Source organism: Spirosoma daeguense (genome assembly GCF_054776875.1).
Genome location: NZ_BAAHBF010000003.1, coordinates 546,767 through 564,891, shown reverse-complemented (window position 1 = coordinate 564,891; position 18,125 = coordinate 546,767). Strand labels below are relative to the sequence as shown.

Below are 18,125 nucleotides of genomic sequence, written 5' to 3'. Positions count from 1 at the left end.
TTTTGCAAAACACTTTCTATTACGTTTAGAATGAGTAACGGGCGCCAAGCTGAGCCTGCCAAACGTTATCGATTGTTACACTTTTCACGAACGAATCCTGAATTAGGCCCGCTCTGCCATTAATTGTTTGAGTTCCCAGACGATACGTTGGAACACCCGCAGCGTTAACGCTAACCAGCGACAATGGGCTAGCCGATGTAGATACCCAGCCTACACCCCATTTGTTATTCAGCAGGTTACCTACGTTAAGAATATCAGCACGGAACTGAAGCGTGTGCTTGGTTCCTTTAGCTCCAACACGAATGTAGAATTCCTGAATAGCGGTGAAGTCGAAACGAGTTAGCCATGGAGCAAAACCACCGTTACGTTCAGCATATTGGCCACGGCGAGTTTTCAGATAATCGTTGTTCTGAATATACGATTCGAAAGCAGCCTGTTGTTGCTCTGGTGTGTAAACAACTGCGGCAGCACCTGAGCCAACGGTTAATGAAGCAAAGTTCGTTGACGATGCCGCGGCTGGTACAAATAACAGGTCATTTGACGTCTGACCATCCTGGTTCAGGTCACCACCAACAATGTACGATACTTTATAACCACTGGTCGACTGCATACCAAGCGTGAAGGTGGTCGAGCCACCGAACTTGCCACCGTAGTTCAAACGATAGTTTGCATAACCGATAATCCGGTGACGCAGGTCGTTATCGCCAAAAGAAACATTCAGGTAGTTTTGACCATAAACTGTTGGGGCGTTACCTACAACTGTACTACCAACCGACTGAAGGTCTCTAGCCAAACCATACGTATAAGCCAACATTCCACCAAAGCCATTGGTTGCAGGCTTTTCCAATTTACCCGTGAACGTATACGAGTTACCTTCGTTTGTATTTTTCAGAACGAAAGCATTGGTATTATACGGGTAATTGATGAATCGAGCTGTGTTGATAGCCGCGCTACCCGTTACACCTGCCGCAGGGAAGAGGCTACGAGTATCGCTACCGCCAGCCAACTGACGTGTTGGCGCTTTTAGGTTAGCATCGATATAACGTAGGGCCTGCAGCGTTTTGTTATAGATAACCTCTACTGTTCCAATCAATCCCCATGGCAAACGTTGGTCAACCGCCAAGTTCGTTTTCCAAACCATTGGGTATTTCAATTCAGGATCTGTAGCGTTAACTGCATAACCGGTGATGCTTTCAACATTCGATACAACAGGTTTTACAGCAGTAGGAAGCTTACTTGGATCTGTTACAAATGGATAAGCGGTGGTATTCTGGAAGCTAATTAGGGCGGTGTTTACACCATTGTTACCTAACTGGTTAGATACCAGAACCTCAGGAATACGCGATACGAAAATACCACTACCACCACGAATCTGGGTCATTTTATCACCTTTCACGTCCCAGTTGAATCCAATACGTGGCGAAACAAGCAGACGAGCTTTCGGAAATGCACCTGTGTTCAGTCTATAATCCTGACCGTTTTCATCTTTATAAATCTGACGAGCTACAACCGGGTTGTTGAAGGCAGAAGCCGTTGAATTGTCATAGGCAAAGATATCAGCCCGTACACCTGCGGTCAGCTTAAAGTTTGGCTTAACCTGAAATTCATCCTGAACATAGGCACTATAGGTGCTTCTATGTAGAGTTTGTAGTGGCTCAACACCACCATCAAGAAGTGAATAACGTAGGTTATACTGACGTACTGGTACTGGCGACGTAGTAGGAGGATTAGCACTAAGAGAAGCCAGAGCTGCTGTTTTAAAATCAGCGATCGAGTTATATACGTACACACCGTTCGACGCTGGGAAAAATACGTTGTTCGATGTATATTTTTCGTAAGACAAACCAAACGTCAACGTATGATTACCAGCGAAGTAGCTGAAGTTATCCGTTACGTTCAACGTAGAATAGTTCAGCTTGTTGTTTGGCGTAAATGGGTCAAAACCAACCGACATGTAGGTCGTGTTATCCTTCAAAATATCAATCGTTGGGAAAACATCGGTCATGTAGGTTCTGTCTTCAACCTGTTTGTTATACGTAACAACCAGTTTGTTAGCAAATTTACCGCCGAAGGTCGAGTTTAATTCAGCAGCAATCGAACGAGTGTTATCGGCAATGATGTAGCCTGTGTTTCGAGGAGACAAAGCTAAGTTACCAGCATAACCCGATGAAGAATAACCTGCCCGGTTACCAAAACCGGCCGTCCCACTACTGTTACTGTTGCTGATCGATTGGTCAGACTGCGAATCATGGTGTGAGTACCGAATCGCCAGTTTGTGGTTATCGTTGATGTTCCAGTCGAGACGTAACAGCGCTTTGATACTTTTAACCTCATTGTTGTAATTATCAGGAGCACCCAAATCACGGTTGAAGTTTGTTTTCATGAACGTAGTAATATCGTCCAGATCTTCAATCGTTACGCGTGATACGTTACCTGTGCTACCTGCACCCCGGTTGGCTGAATAATCCAGAGCAGGAACGCTGCTTTTGTATTGTTCTACGTTAGCGAAGAAGAACAGTTTATTTTTGATGATCGGGCCACCGATACGGAAACCCTGTGTTTTTTGATCAATCGTAACAGGAGGTAAATCCCGGCCATCAGCTTTTTTACCAGCCAGACTGTTATTTCTAAACAGGTAGTAAACTGAGCCAGAGAAATCGTTCGTTCCAGAGCGCGTAACAGCGTTGATACCAGCGCCTGTAAAACCGGTCTGACGTACGTCATAAGGTGCTACGTTCAACTGAATTTCGTCAAGAGCATCAAGCGAAACGGCAGTTGTACCTGTCCGACCACCAGCAATAGCTGAAGAGCCCAGACCGAAACCGTTGTTGAAAACCGCTCCATCAATCGTGATGTTGTTGAAACGAGCATCCTGACCACCAAAAGACTGACCATTGCCATACGCATTGTATTTGGTAACGTCATTGATCGTACGGCCAAGCGTAGGAATCGTGTTGATGGTTTCACGACCGTAAGAAGCAGCAGCCCCTGTGCGGTTAGAGCTAATAATACCGTTCCGGTTACCAGAAACAACAACTTCCGATAAAGCTGTGCTATTATCAACCATCTTGAAGTTTACGTCGGCAGATGTACCGAGGTTCGTAAATACACCGTCAACTACCTGATCTTTAAAACCAACATACGTTGACGTAATTTTAAAGGGTCCACCTACCCGAACACCCGGCAGCGTATACCGCCCCGATGCGTTCGTTGTTGTACCATATCGGCTACCCGATGGTTCGTGAATAGCGATGACTGTAGCACCAGGCAAACCTGCTCCTTTATCATCGGACACAAGACCGTTAATAACCGAGGTTGTTACCTGCGCTACGGCTACGGTTCCAGCGAACGTAGCAAACAGCATACTGCCGATCAGCACAAGAGCTACTCGAAATTGCAGTAATTTTTTTGACATAGAAGTGTTTGATTTGGTTAGTAGTCTTGTTAAGACCCTTTTTTATTCTGAGAAATTCTCAGAGACAAATATGCTTATTTTTTTTGAGCCGCAAAAGAGGTTTATCTTTAAAAAGTACCACTATATACGTATGTATCGACAAAATTCTACAAATAACCCAATTTAAGGATGTTTAGGTTCTATAATACTGTATTACGATATTATTAACTAAGTTCTAGCGAGTTACAAATATAGTAACTCATAAAACTATCTTAGTATACATAAATTCAAATTACCATAACAACCAATCTTATTAATGCTATTTATTAACACATTTTATAGTGGTACTACTGACGGTTTTTATCTTTGTCCGACCAATCACGATAGCTGTGCTGACATTGCTTCGCCACCGATTGCTGGCTATCATATTTAGTTGATATCTACTTTATGAAACTTTTCTTCCGTCAAGTCGGCGATACAGGTCCGGCCATTGTTATTCTTCATGGTGTCTTTGGTTCGTCCGACAACTGGCTTACGATCAGTAAATCAATTGCGGCACAAGGATATCAGGTGTATTTACTTGATCAGCGAAATCACGGGCAGTCCCCGCGTGCTGATGATCACGATTACCAGACAATGGCCGCCGATTTACATGAATTTCTTATCGACCACAAGCTTGACGCACCTATTCTGATTGGGCATTCAATGGGTGGCAAAGCGGTGATGCAGTATGCCATGCTATATCCTGAAACGTATCAAAAATTGGTCATTGTCGACATTGCCCCCAAATTTTACCCCGTTCATCATGCCGAACTGATACGTGGGTTAAACGCTATCGATCTGACGAAAATCAAAAGTCGTGGCGATGCTGACGCAATACTCAGTAAATATGAGCCAATTCTGGCAGTACGTCAGTTTCTGCTTAAAAATCTTTATCGCGATGAACAGGGCGAGTTCGCCTGGCGCCTGAACCTGCCCGTAATTGAACGGGAGTTACATGGCATTGGCGAAGAACTGACCAATCCACGTACCATTACTGAGCCTACCCTGTTTATTAGAGGGCAAAAATCGCCTTATATTATGGATGAAGATGTTTCGACAATTAAACGTATCTTCCCAAACGCCAAAATCGAAACCATTGACGGAGCGGGTCACTGGGTGCAGGCCGAAAAACCAACTGAGTTTGTTGACGTTCTTATGAAATTTGTGCAGTAACCAGTTATGCCAACACTTTTTCTGATTCCTACATTACTGGCCGATGATACGTTCGCGCAGGTTTTACCTTCCCGAATTCGGGAGGTTATTGAAACAACAGATACTTATTTTGTTGAGAATACCCGGTCGGCAAGACGATTTATCAGCGGCCTGAAAACTAGTCGGGTTATTGACGATACTACGTTCTTCGACCTCAACAAAGACACTCCCCCTACCGAAACGCGTCGACAGATTCAGGAGTTGATGGAGCGGAAACGTAACGCTGGAGTCCTGTCTGAAGCGGGTTGTCCTGGTGTGGCCGATCCGGGTGCTACGTTAGTCAGTATGGCCCATACGTTGGGGTGGCGCGTGGAGCCATTAGTTGGGCCATCGGCTATATTATTAGCGCTAATGGCGTCGGGCATGAGTGGCCAATCGTTTGTGTTTCACGGCTACTTACCCATCGAAAAGCAAGACCGTATCCGTTCGCTACGTCATCTGGAAAGCGAAGCGCAACAAAAGCAGCAAACCCAGATTTTCATGGAAACGCCCTACCGAAACGATGCGCTTTTTGCCGATATTCTGACCAGTTGTCAGGCCAATACGCGCCTGTGCGTAGCTTGTAATATAACAGCCCCCGATGCGTTTATACGGACATTAACCATACGGGAATGGAAAACCCAGGTACCTGACTTGCGTAAAAAGCCAACGGTCTTTCTACTTTTGTAAAATTTTAGACAGGAACATTCACGCTCTGTCGCTACTACGTTATGGTTCACGCCTTCACTTTTTCTCCTTTTCAGGAAAATACTTACGTAATTGCTGATGATGCAACCAACGAGGCAGTCATTATTGACCCTGGTTGTTATGAGCAGGCCGAGAAGGAAACACTGAGCCGATTTATCGAGACGAATAAGCTTACCGTCAAGTACTTGCTTTTAACACATTCGCACCTCGACCATGTATTTGGCGTTGCCTACGTTAAACGCAAGTTTGGCGCTAAAGCGTATTTACATGAGCGCGATATGGTCATTTATAACGACGTACCAACGCGTTGCATACTTTATGGACTACGTGGTTATGAACCTTCCGAAATTGATGCCTTTTTAACCGAAGGCGAGCAATTTCGGTTTGGGAATACGGTGCTGGATATAATCTTTGTGCCCGGTCATGCACCCGGACACGTAGCATTTGTCAATCACGCCGAACGCTACGTTGTTGGTGGCGATGTGTTATTTCGGGGAAGTGTTGGCCGAACGGATTTTCCGTACTGCAATCATGACGATCTGATGAACAGCATACGAACTCAGTTTTATACCTTGCCCGACGACTACGTAGTATATCCAGGTCATATGGAAACAACCACAATTGGACACGAAAAACGGACTAATCCATTTATTAAAGGAGTGATAAGTGATAAACGATGAGTGATAAGTTTGCTGACGCACTCAATAAACGCTGGTGTCAGCAAACTTATCACTCATCGTTTATCTCTTATCGTTCATCACTTATCATTGAGAAACTTACTAAAACATCTTCCGAATGCTATGACCTGCGGCAATTTGCTTTGCGGGTGCATTGGTCTGGTTATGACGCTACGTGGTCATCTGGATACGGCGGCATGGCTAATTGGTATAGCCGCTGTTCTTGACTTTGGCGATGGGTTTGTGGCACGTTTAGTAAAGGTATCGGGGCCATTTGGTAAAGAACTCGACTCGCTAGCCGATGTTGTTACGTTCGGTGTGTTGCCAGCCACTATGGTATTTCAACTCTGCTGGTTTCAGGGATTAGGGGATATTTCATACGGTGCGTTTCTGATTGCGGTTTTATCGGCGCTACGTTTGGCCAAGTTCAACATCGATACCCGGCAAAGCGATCAGTTTATTGGCGTACCAACGCCAGCCAATACGTTGTTTATTGCCGCATTTCCACTTATGGAACGCTATCAGCCTCAGTTCGATAGCCTCTGGAAAAATGACGTAGCACTAGGCATGATGATCGCCTTCTCGTTTATGATGGTGGCTGAAATTCCGCTTTTTGCCCTCAAGTTCAAGTCGTTCGGTTGGGCCGAAAATCGGATTAAATACAGTTTTCTGCTGGCTTCTGTACTGCTCCTGTTATTTTTGCAGTTCGCAGCCATTCCATTAATTATTCTTCTGTACATTCTTGTTTCACTATTTTCTAAAGAGCGAATGAGCGAATGAGTGAAATCGGACCGCCGATGCGGAGCGAGTACCATTCGGCAGGCTAGTCGCTCCGCATCGGCGGTCCGATTTCACTCATTCACTCTTTCACTCTTTCCATATCTATGAAATACATCGCTGAGATCAATATCATGACCCGCTCGGAAATTCTGGACCCGCAGGGAAAAGCTGTTAAGCTTGGACTTCACAACCTCCAGATGGACAATATAGACAACGTTCGTATTGGCAAACATATCCGGCTCGAAGTTGAGGCCGATAGTGAGGATCAGGCGCGTTCAACCGTCGATTCAGCCTGCAAACAGTTGCTGGCCAATCTTATTATGGAAGAATATTCCTTTGAGTTACACGCAGCTTAAGCAGTTGTCTGATTAGCTTAAATAGTACAATTCATTTTTGATGCCTATACCATCTACAAAAAGTACTATTTTCGTTTCTTACTTTCTACGTAATCAATGAGCACGGTTTATTCAAGCATAAAAGGGTTAGGGTACTACGTTCCCGAAAATGTTGTCACAAACCAGGATCTGACCCAATATATGGATACCTCCGATGCCTGGATTCAGGAACGGACGGGTATTAAACAACGTCGGTATTTCACTTACGGCAAAGATACCAATGCCAGTATGGCAACGGCAGCTTCGTGGATGGCGCTCGATCGTGCTAACGTAGCGCCTTCCGACGTTGACCTGATTGTTTATGCTACAATTACGCCCGACTACTATTTTCCCGGTTCTGCGTTTCTGATGCAACGCGAACTAGGAATTGAGGGTGTTGGCGTTATCGACATTCGAAACCAGTGCTCAGGGTTTGTGTATGCGCTATCTATTGCCGACCAGTTTATCAAAACAGGAATGTATAAAACCATTCTGGTGGTTGGTTCAGAGATTCAGTCAACATTCCTAAACAAGAGTAACGAAGGCCGTGGCGTGGCCGTTATTTTCGGCGATGGCGCTGGCGCGGCCGTCTTACAGGCAACTACCGATCCTGAACATCGTATTTTATCGACACACCTCCATGCCGACGGTCGTCATGCCGAAGAACTTTACGTTCGCGATCCGGGAAGTAGTCGCGATGGGCGTTGGATTGATGAAAAAACCTTAGCTGAAGGAAATTACAACGTAACGATGAACGGAAATACGGTTTTCAAACATGCCGTTGTCCGGTTCATGGAAGTTATTAACGAAAGTCTGGAAGCAAATGGGTACAGTGCCAGCGATTTATCGTTGCTGGTACCTCATCAGGCTAATATTCGGATTTCGGAATATGTTCGTCAGCAGATGAACCTGCCCGAAGAGAAAGTTTTCAATAATATTCAGCATTACGGCAATACAACAGCAGCATCTATACCCATTGCCTTAACCGAAGCCTATGAGCAAGGACGAGTTCAACCAGGCGATCTAATTTGCCTGGCAGCCTTCGGAAGTGGATTCACCTGGGCATCGGCATTGCTTAAGTGGTAAAATAACGCAGATCTATGTAGAGACAGGTATGCCCTGTCTCTATCTGGTCAACTGGCGAATAAAAAGATACAACGATGCACCTATTGCCGTAAGTGCTAGCACAATAGTCCAGATGGGCCGTTGATTTTGCTGCCATTCGTCAATTTTCATTCCGCCCCAGACACCCAGCCCAATTGTACCAAGCATCTGAAATGCAATGCCACTGAACTGCACAAACGACGTAGTCCGTTCAGTAGTTTTCTTCAATAAATTCTTTTGATCGCTGTTCGGATCAGGGCTTTCAGGGCTATTTTCCATAGAATTAAGGCAGTAAATACAATATGGCCTATAAAATTCGTTAATTTGGCCAAACGTTCCATATTGTCAGAGCGGCCTGAGACGTTTTAATACGAGCGACTACGCGTAATCTCCGAATGTCCTGCAGTTTTCGTAAACATCCATTCTTACTCCTTGCGACCTTTATTTTATTGGCCGACATATTGACGTCGTGCTCTCAATATAGTACAAAGCCGCTTAGTAAAGGTTATCATAACCTGACCGCTCACTACAACGCCTACGTTATTGCCCGCGATCAGATTAACGAGGCTGAACAGATTCTGTTTAAAACCCGTCAGGAAAATTACAGCCAATTACTGCCGATTCTTCTCCCGGTCGATTCTAATGCCATTTCGTCGGTAAAACCGCAAATTGACGATGCCATAAAAAAAGCCTCGCTCATTCCCGAACGACACCAGAATAGTAAATGGCTCGATGATGCTTACAACCTCATTGGCCGGGCGCGATTGCTGAAACAGGACTTACCAAATGCGATCGAGGTATTCAAATACGTCAATACGAAGGGGACGAACGAAAACGATAAACACGTAGCACTTGTGGGTCTGATGCGGGCGTATGTAGAAGCGCGTGACTATACAAACGCCCTGAACGTAGCAGAATTTCTTCGAACGCAACCTCTCAATAAAGCAAACACCCGCGATTTCTATCTTACCAAAGCGTATCTGCATGAACGTCAGGGCGAATACGCTACGGCCGTAGGTATTCTGGAAGCTACGTTCCCTGTGCTGAAAAAAGGGGAAGCAAAGGCTCGCTTGCACCTGATTGCTGGGCAATTGTATGATATTGCTGGCCAGCCAGCCAAAGCGGTCGATCAATATCGGCAGGTCCTTAGCTCACGGCCAACGTATGATCAGGCTTTTTACGCTAACCTTTATGCCATTCAGAGTAATGGTCTGACGGGCGATCAGAAACGGCTGGCGCAATCGAATGAAACCTTTGAGCGCATGCTTAAAGATCGTAAAAACGAAGACCTGAAAGATAAGATTTACTTTACGATGGGGCTTCTTGAAGCACGTAGCGGTAAGGTCGATAAAGCGATTCAACTCTATACTCAATCGATTCAGGCAGCCGGTGCAAATACCACGCAGGTTCCTTATACGTATCTGGAAATCGGGAAATTATATTATGACAAGAAAGGTAATTACGACCGCGCAAAAACGTATTACGACAGTGCACTGGCATTGTTGCCCAAACAATCGCCTGACTACGTAGCGTTGGCGGCTCGTAAAAAAACGCTTGATGAATTCGTTCTCCACAAAACAACGATACGTACTCAGGACAGTTTACTTCATCTGGCCCAGCTCGATTCGGCAGCACTGAATAAGCTTCTCGACAAGGTGCTTGACCAACGCGAAAAAGATGATAAAGCGCAGGCTGAACTAGCAAAACAGATTGTTGATAAGGCTACCAATGGGACAACCAACGTAGTGCCGGGAGCTACAAACTCGAATCTCCAACCTGCCGAACGCTGGGCTTTATATAATCCGATTTCATTAAGTCAGGGCAGGCAGGAATTCACGACCAAATGGAGTAGCCGCCCACTTGAAGATAACTGGCGACGTAGTAACAAAGAAGCATCAGCCGCCATTGCTGCGGAGAACAATCCGATTTCGGGCAATTCACCCGCCAATTCAATAAATCCGAATGTGCCGATTCAATTGTCTGACGTAGCACCTATTGCCGGAGCCAACCCTGCTCCTACTCGAAAATCGCAAAAAGACGCCATGCGGAGTCAAATTCCATTTTCGAAAGATGCACAGGCAACTGCCAATCAGCGTCTAGAAAATGCACTTTACCAATTAGGAAAACTCTACAAGCTTCAGCTAAATCAGCCAACCGACGCTATTACTACCTTCGAGCAGTTATTGACACGTTATCCCAATACTATACAAAAACCCGAAGTTTATTACCTGCTTCACCTGTCGAACGAGCAACTAGGAAAATCGTCGTCCTGGAAAGAAAAACTCCTAGCAGAGTACCCTAATACGTCTTATGCGCGCCTGAGTGGACGTAGCGCTGGTCAAACAACGGATTCAGAAGCCAAAGCGCAAAAAACGTATACCACCATATATGAATTATACAAAGCCAATAATAACACCGAAGCCTTAGCTCAAGCCGAAAATGCGCTACGTAATTTTGCAGGTACTCAATTAGAAGATAAATTGGCTTTGTTACGTGTTATTCTTGTGGGCAAAATGCAAACGCTGGATGCGTATCGTCAGGCTCTCAAGGAGTTTGTGCGCGATTACCCGGCCAGTCAGCTCCTTCCTCGCGTTAAAGAAATGCAAACGGCTGCTGAACAAGCAACTGCCAAACGTAAATAAACTTGTACTGTTCCTGATTTTATACATCCTATTTTAGGGTAGTTAATCGAAAATCTGAAATCAGACAACACACTAGAACTTGAAACCCAAACTCTGGAATGATTGAATTTGCGTCCGGCCCCTTTCGGAAAATTATCCGAAACCTCTGGCGATATACACTGCTTGGCATCACGTTATTGATCCTTTACGTGGTTGCCGTCAGTTACAATTTTTTCTGGCTTTTCGGCGGTATGCCTAGTCTGAAAGCCCTTGAGAATCCGAAAAGTGAAGAAGCTTCGGAAGTATACACCTACGACCAGCAGTTGTTAGGTAAGTATTATATCGAGAACCGCACACCTATCGAAATTTCGCAGGTTTCGCCCAACGTTACGTCGGCACTGCTGGCTACCGAAGATGCTCGTTTTATTAAACACTCAGGCATCGACCCTCGCTCGCTATTTCGCGCGGTTTCCGGTTTTCTAACATTTCGGAATGCGTCTAGCTCAGGGGGAGGTAGTACGCTAACGCAACAAACCGCCAAAAACCTGTTCGATACACGTCAGGAAGAGCTACGTGGTGCTTTAGGAAATATTCCTATTCTTGGTCTGGTTATCGCCAAAACAAAAGAATGGATTCTGGCTTTGCGTCTGGAGCGAAACTACACTAAGCAGGAAATCATGATGATGTACCTGAACACGGTTTCGTTTGGGAACAATACGTATGGGATTAAGACAGCGGCTAAAACCTATTTCAGCAAAGAACCCTGGCAATTGAACGTAGAAGAAGCTGCCATGCTGGTCGGGATGCTTAAAAACCCTACGTTATACAATCCTCGTCTGTTTGAGCAACGTACTAAAGAGCGTCGGAACGTAGTACTGTCGCAGATGAAGAAATATAAGTTCCTGACCGAAGAGCAGTTTTTTGCTTACAAACGGAAACCTCTCAAACTCGACTTTAGCGTTGAGAACCAGAATACGGGTATGGGGGCTTATTTTCGTTCGGTTATCAGCGCCGACCTACGACGTTGGATCAAACAATATAACGAAGAAAATCCCGGTGCCGATCTCGATCTTTATACCAGTGGCCTGAAGATTTATACAACTATTGACTCGAGAATGCAGACCTACGCAGAAGAAGCTGTAATGGCCAATATGCGTGATCAACAGAAGAAGTTTTACGAGCACTGGCGCGGTCGGAATCCGTGGGTTAAGAAAGATACACGTACCAAGAAATACGTTGAAATACCTGATTTTATCACAAACGTAGCGAAACGTACTTCCCGTTATAAACAGTTAAAAACAGAGTTTGGAAGCGATGAGCAGGCCATCTGGCGTGAAATGCGTAAGCCATTGAAAATGAAAGTGTTTGTATATGGCGGTAAACGAAATGAGAAAGATACAACGCTTAGTCCGCTAGATTCGATACGCTATTACAAGCGATTATTGAACACGGGATTTATGTCGATGGACCCACGTACCGGACATGTAAAAGCCTGGGTTGGTGGTATCAATTTCAAACACATGAAATTTGACCACGTTCGTCAAAGCCGCCGTCAGCCGGGATCTACATTTAAGCCGTTTGTTTATCTGACAGCTATGGATCAGGGATTTGTGACTCCCTGTAGCCATCTAACTGATCAGCCAACCACATTTGCTCACGGTGAGGACAATAATAATGGCCCAGCCTGGACGCCTAAAAATTCAACCGGACGTTACAGTTATCAGAGTTTGTCTCTGCGCGAAGCCTTAGGCCAGTCGATCAATACGGTTAGTGCTCAGTTGATTAAGAAAACTCGTGCGGCTGAAGTAATCAAATATGCTCACCAGATGGGCATAGAAAGCAAAGATTTGCGTGAAGACCCGACTCTCTGTTTGGGAACAAGCGACGTATCGGTATATGAGATGGTAGCTGCCTATTGTGCTTTCGCCAATGGAGGTATTCGAGTTAAACCGATGATGATTTGGCGAATTACAGATAAAAACGGCAACGTATTACGTGAATTTCACCCCGATGCGAATCAGGTCATCAGTTCCAATCGGGCCTATGAAATGTTGCATTTGATGCGCGGAGCTGTTGAAGAACCGAATGGCACCGCTATCCGGCTACGTACTCAATACAAACTGCTGGAAGGGGGCAACGAAATTGCCGCTAAAACGGGTACTACGTCGAATTATTCCGATGGTTGGTTTATGGGCATGACCCAACACCTTGTTTCTGGGCTTTGGGTTGGTGGCGATGATCGACCAATTCACTTCCGCGATATTTCGCTTGGTCAGGGTGGGCGCATAGCTATGCCAGCCTGGGCTATGTATATGCAAAAGGTTTATGCCGATAAAACGTTAACCAGTTATCGCCCAGAGCCTTTCCGCAAACCAAATAACTTTCAGATCGACTGTGGCGGTTATCATATTGACTCAACACAACGCTACGTTCCGCCTAAAGTAGTGCCGGAAGATGAAGATGAAATTTTGCAATAATTAGGGAGGGCCAGCTATAAAGCTGGCCTTTTTCATAGCAACCTTTCCCGAATTTTCGTTGTTTTATAATGCTGGCCTAATTGCCAGTATTACTACGTTAGACCATCTCATTGGGGCGCCACTATGCCAGAATTCAACTACAAACAGGAATTAGTTAAAGTGCCGCACGAGCCGGGTGTATATCGCTATTTCGACGTATCAGGCGAAGTTATTTATGTTGGCAAGGCTAAAGACCTGAAAAATCGAGTCAGTAGTTACTTTACCAACACCAAAAATCACGATCGCAAAACGCTACGTCTGGTTAGTCAGATTCGAAAAATTGAATTCACCATTGTTCATACTGAATTTGATGCACTTTTGCTGGAGAATCAGCTTATAAAACGGTATCAGCCTAAATACAATATTCTGCTACGTGACGACAAAACGTATCCGTTTGTTTGTGTCACAAACGAAAACTTTCCACGTGTTTTAACCACTCGCCAGATCGACCGTAAGCTAGGTAAATATTACGGGCCATTCGCCAATCTGAAGCCTATGTATACGGTTTTGGATATGTTTAGCCAACTGTTTACCATACGTACCTGTAACTATAATCTGGCTCCAGAAAATATAGCCGCCGGAAAGTATAAAGTTTGTCTGGAGTATCATATTGGCAATTGTAAAGGGCCTTGCGAAGGCAAACAGACAGAAAGTGACTACGAAAAGGATATTGAGCAGATCCACCACATCATGAAAGGTAATTTGAAACCTGCTCAGGAGTATTTCAAAACCCGTATGATTGAAGCAGCGGGCAATTTAGCGTTTGAACAGGCTCAGAAATATAAAGAAAAGATGGAGCTGCTTCAACGGTTCCAGAGTAAATCGACTGTTGTTAACCCCAAAATTGCGGATGCTGATGTTTTTTCTATTGCCTCCGATGAATCAGCAGCTTATGTTAATTTCATGCGTGTTGTGAACGGTACAATCGTTCAGACGCACACGGTCGAAATCAAGAAGAAACTCGAAGAAACAGACCCTGATTTGCTGGCCATGATGATTGTTGAAATGCGTAGCCAATACGATAGTCAGGCGAAGGAAATCATAACGAATATTCCGTTGGATATTGATCTAAAAGCAGAAGTAACAGTACCACAGATTGGCGACAAAAAGAAACTGCTGGATATGTCGTTGAAAAATGTATTGTATTTCCGTCGTGAACGTCAGGAACGGACTGCTGCCGAAGCCACAGCCAACGCCAGCAAAAAAGATCGTGTGTTGATTCGATTAAAGCAGGATTTGCAATTAAAAAACTTACCTGTTCGAATTGAATGCTTTGATAACTCAAACATTCAGGGCACGAATCCAGTGTCGGCGATGGTTTGTTTTATTGGAGGAAAACCAGCTAACCGGGAATACCGGCACTTCTCTATAAAAACTGTTATTGGTCCGAATGATTTTGCCAGCATGTATGAGGTTGTTACGCGTCGTTATTCTCGCGTACTGACCGAAGGAACTGATATGCCGGATTTAATTGTAATTGATGGCGGAAAAGGCCAGCTAAGTGCCGCTTGCGACGCATTAAAAGCGATGGATTTGTATGGTAAAGTGCCTATAATTGGGATTGCCAAACGACTTGAAGAAATTTATTTTCCTGAAGATAACCTCCCGCTTTACATTGACAAGAAGTCGGAATCGCTTAAACTTATTCAGCGAATTCGCGATGAAGCTCACCGTTTTGCTATTACGTATCACCGCGATAAACGTAGCAGGAATAGTCTGATTAGCGAATTAGAAAACGTAGAGGGTATTGGTAAGAAAACAGCGGCTAAGCTCCTCAAGCATTTTAAAGGAGTGAAAAAAATTCGCGAAGCTACGTTCGATGAGGTTGCCGAAGTAGTTGGCAAAGATCGGGCTGAGAAGCTGAAAACGTATTTTGAAACTATTGAGCAATAAAAAGCCAGCTTTTTTAAAGCTGGCAAATGATCATAAAAAAAGCGGCCTTCAAGCCGCTTTTTTTATTAATACTCCCATAGACCATGCTCCGTCTCCATCAGTTCATATTCAGTTTGATATGATTTTAGAAGACCTTCGCGGTCACCATACATTCCAATTAAATCCTGATCGCCTGGGTTTGCCACTTTCGTAATACGTCCATAGAATAAACGTAGATCAAAAGCATCAGCCAAGTTTTTGTGTTGTGCCTGGTTTTGTGGGTTGTACCAGATAAACTTCTTCGGATCACTACGGAACAGTTTGTCCAGATCTTTGTATTTGAACGACGCGATTGGCTTTTCGTATCCTCCAGCAGTGTTTCTATCGGCGGGCAACACAATCGTTACGGTCTGAATATCATAATACAAACGTGAACGCTTACGGTCAAATACCCAGTCTTCCTTAATTTCAAGAATGTTCAATTCTTTTGGAAAGAACTCATCACCCGAGAAAGCAGGAGCGGCTGCAACAGCCGAATCTTTCTTTGGTTCTACGATAGGCTGCTCAATAACAGGTGCTGCTTTACCTTTTTTACCTTTTGCGTTCTTGGCTGTTGCCTTTTTCTTGGGTGTTCCCCAACCATCGTCAGCAGGCTCTGCTTTAGCGGCTGCTTTTTTGGGTGCTCCCCAACCATCATCAGCTTTTTTCTTATCATCTGCTTTAGGCTTATCCCAGCCATCACCAGCGGCACCATTTTTATTATCTTCTCCAAAGCCAGCGGCAATCTCTTCTTTCGACAGACCACCACCTGAGTTTGGAACTAACAGATTTTCGTGAAACTTCTCAGGCGTAATCTTTGTCGTGCACGAATCTGATGTGTAGGCATCGATTAAACCTGCTTTTACAGCCTCCAAAAGGTATTTTGAAATCTCATTATTCTTCGAGAACATCGATTGATTCTGCTTCTCTTTGAGGTCGACCCGACGCCACAGAGTTTTCTTCATCATGATGTCATTCTCATTGATACCCCGAACTGAATTCGGATTCGTACCATTGGTTGCTTTTTCCTGAGCCAGTACTTCACCACCTGTCAGCGCAAGGAATGCTACGGCCAGACCACCAGCATATCCTATCATACTCTTTTGTTTCATGGCTGCTATTTGTTGTAAATTCTTAGTTGTTAACGATTAACAAACTTATTTAGTACGTTAATAGAGCGAAACCTGTGAAATAGGGCTACCCATTGGTACATCATTAATTTCACCCCGGAAATTTCTACGCTGCACACCATCAATCTGGATAATCAGTCGATCACCCGGTTGTGCTTCGGAAGCAATACCGGTAATAGATCCACCACCAGCCGGCACGGTTGTAAACGTAACACGCCGAGTTCCTCTAACTAGAGATACCGTGGCACCTGTTGTCCGGAAATTAGCATCATCTGGTGAATAAGCTGCAAAACTAGGATCAGCTATGGCCTGAATCCGCACGCTACGTGCCGAAGATACCGGTACACCACGTGGATCGTTTGCGCGCGTTCCGCCCACAAAAACTTCTATACTTGGGCGAGGAACTACATTTACTCTGAAGCGTTCAGTTCCTAACAGACTACCAGCGTTACTGATATTTAACGCCACATTCTTAGAAGTAGGTACAACTGTAATCTTTCCTTTCTCGCCCGAGGCCACAACCGAAGCGCCATCAGCCGAGAAGTTGGGATTCCATAAAGCCCCCAATTGCGGGCTTTGGATACTCAGTTTGTTTGCACAGCCCAAGTACAGCGGAGGCATCGTTCCTGTCTCTACCTGATATGATGGCTTAGCCACGAAATATTCAGCTGATAGCGGAACAGTTTTAAGACCAGCGGCTGTCTGATAAGCAATAGATCCTGTGAGAACCCGGCGTGCCAGACCATTTTTGTCATAAGCACCGCCCTGCGCTGTAAATTCGACAATACCCAGACCATCCTGCATACGTACCGGTGCTCCGCTTAAACTCATGCGCGGTTGAATACCAGAAGACGAAGCTGCGAGGAACATTTGTCCTTTAAATTTCGTACCGGCTACCACAACTTTAGAATCCATGCTAAGCATAGCAATAATTTTATCGAACTTAACGTCTTGTGCACCGACTTTACTGGCTAGTACGTCCAGTACTTCACCTTCAATACGACGAACATCGGCCTGTTTCTGGCTCAGTACGGCTAAAGCGGCTGGGACAGGTGTTTGGGCGAAATTTAGTTCAGCAAAATCCTTACGGCGTTGTTCTGGCGAGCGGTTAGCAATTGGATCGTCTTTACCATCTAGTGCTAAAGGTGCATATTTTGTACCAGCGTATTTCGACACGTTATCGGTGTATCCATTAAGCTGATCTTTTAATTTGAAAGCAGCGCCATTACGAGCTGTGCCAATCATCAACTGAGCTACTTTTTCTTCTTCGCTCAGGTTCTTGATATTACCAGACTCGTCACGACCACCACCTGCTTCAACTATTTGTTCTTTTAGCTTATCAACCTCTGCAACCATATCAGCCGTCAATTTCCGCACTTCGTCGGCTTGTTTAACGATGGCCAAATCGGTAGCCCGGTTTCCTGATTTCTCTACGGTAGCACGGATATTATCAAAGGTCGACTGGTTCACCTTGCTAACAGCGCCAGTTGATTGTTCTAAGCTATTGTTAATCAGTACAAATTTTTCCAGAATCGCCGAAGTGACTTGCAAAGCCAACATTGCGGTCAATACCAGATACATCATCCCGATCATCTTCTGACGGGGTGTCTCATGTGAGCCTGCCATAAATTATGGTAGTATGAATAAAAGGAATTATAAAGTTGTAACATTAAAGAG

Annotated in this window: 13 protein-coding genes; 9 read left to right on the top strand and 4 right to left on the bottom strand. The window is 44.8% G+C overall.

Annotated elements, in window-relative coordinates; genetic code table 11:
• Positions 1-25 precede the first annotated feature (25 nt).
• On the bottom strand, positions 26-3,415 hold the full coding sequence (locus ACYVD4_RS11435) for a TonB-dependent receptor (protein WP_460945589.1): 3,390 nt from the start codon (positions 3,413-3,415) through the stop codon (positions 26-28).
• Positions 3,416-3,841: 426 nt separating this feature from the next.
• Between ACYVD4_RS11435 and ACYVD4_RS11430 the strand changes: the two genes are divergently transcribed.
• The 6 genes from ACYVD4_RS11430 to ACYVD4_RS11405 all read left to right on the top strand — a co-directional run bounded on the left by ACYVD4_RS11430 (position 3,842) and on the right by ACYVD4_RS11405 (position 8,252).
• Positions 3,842-4,609 carry an alpha/beta fold hydrolase gene (locus ACYVD4_RS11430; protein WP_460945587.1) on the top strand — a complete coding sequence of 256 codons (768 nt, stop codon included), beginning with the start codon at positions 3,842-3,844 and terminating at the stop codon, positions 4,607-4,609.
• Positions 4,610-4,615: 6 nt separating this feature from the next.
• Positions 4,616-5,317 (top strand): SAM-dependent methyltransferase, encoded by a 702-nt coding sequence (locus ACYVD4_RS11425; RefSeq protein ID WP_460945585.1) that lies wholly within the window; start codon positions 4,616-4,618, stop codon positions 5,315-5,317.
• A gap of 41 nt (positions 5,318-5,358) precedes the next feature.
• Positions 5,359-6,015: an MBL fold metallo-hydrolase gene (locus ACYVD4_RS11420; protein WP_460945583.1), complete on the top strand. Its 657-nt coding sequence runs from the start codon at positions 5,359-5,361 to the stop codon at positions 6,013-6,015.
• Between the two features lie 87 nt (positions 6,016-6,102).
• Complete coding sequence (pssA, locus tag ACYVD4_RS11415; protein WP_460945581.1) at positions 6,103-6,792, top strand: CDP-diacylglycerol--serine O-phosphatidyltransferase; 690 nt, start codon at positions 6,103-6,105, stop codon at positions 6,790-6,792.
• Between the two features lie 104 nt (positions 6,793-6,896).
• A complete protein-coding gene (purS, locus tag ACYVD4_RS11410; RefSeq protein WP_460945580.1) occupies positions 6,897-7,148 on the top strand; it encodes a phosphoribosylformylglycinamidine synthase subunit PurS in 252 nt (83 codons plus the stop codon).
• A 96-nt stretch (positions 7,149-7,244) separates the two neighbouring features.
• Complete coding sequence (locus ACYVD4_RS11405; RefSeq protein ID WP_460945578.1) at positions 7,245-8,252, top strand: 3-oxoacyl-ACP synthase III family protein; 1,008 nt, start codon at positions 7,245-7,247, stop codon at positions 8,250-8,252.
• 39 nt (positions 8,253-8,291) lie between these two features.
• Here ACYVD4_RS11405 and ACYVD4_RS11400 read toward each other — a convergent pair whose 3' ends face one another.
• A complete protein-coding gene (locus ACYVD4_RS11400; protein ID WP_460945576.1) occupies positions 8,292-8,549 on the bottom strand; it encodes an AtpZ/AtpI family protein in 258 nt (85 codons plus the stop codon).
• A gap of 116 nt (positions 8,550-8,665) precedes the next feature.
• Between ACYVD4_RS11400 and porW the strand changes: the two genes are divergently transcribed.
• From porW to uvrC, 3 genes are all read left to right on the top strand, one after another.
• Positions 8,666-10,912, top strand: coding sequence for a type IX secretion system periplasmic lipoprotein PorW/SprE (porW, locus tag ACYVD4_RS11395; RefSeq protein WP_460945574.1), 2,247 nt, complete (start codon positions 8,666-8,668; stop codon positions 10,910-10,912).
• A gap of 98 nt (positions 10,913-11,010) precedes the next feature.
• Complete coding sequence (locus ACYVD4_RS11390; RefSeq protein ID WP_460945572.1) at positions 11,011-13,368, top strand: penicillin-binding protein 1A; 2,358 nt, start codon at positions 11,011-11,013, stop codon at positions 13,366-13,368.
• Positions 13,369-13,491: 123 nt separating this feature from the next.
• Positions 13,492-15,300, top strand: a complete 1,809-nt coding sequence (gene uvrC, locus ACYVD4_RS11385; RefSeq protein ID WP_460945570.1) for an excinuclease ABC subunit UvrC — start codon at positions 13,492-13,494, stop codon at positions 15,298-15,300.
• Between the two features lie 65 nt (positions 15,301-15,365).
• Here uvrC and porN read toward each other — a convergent pair whose 3' ends face one another.
• A complete protein-coding gene (porN, locus tag ACYVD4_RS11380) occupies positions 15,366-16,430 on the bottom strand; it encodes a type IX secretion system ring subunit PorN/GldN (protein WP_460945568.1) in 1,065 nt (354 codons plus the stop codon).
• A gap of 57 nt (positions 16,431-16,487) precedes the next feature.
• The gene (porM, locus tag ACYVD4_RS11375; RefSeq protein WP_460945566.1) at positions 16,488-18,074 is read right to left on the bottom strand and encodes a type IX secretion system motor protein PorM/GldM; all 1,587 of its coding nucleotides are present in this window, start codon (positions 18,072-18,074) and stop codon (positions 16,488-16,490) included.
• Positions 18,075-18,125: the final 51 nt, after the last annotated feature.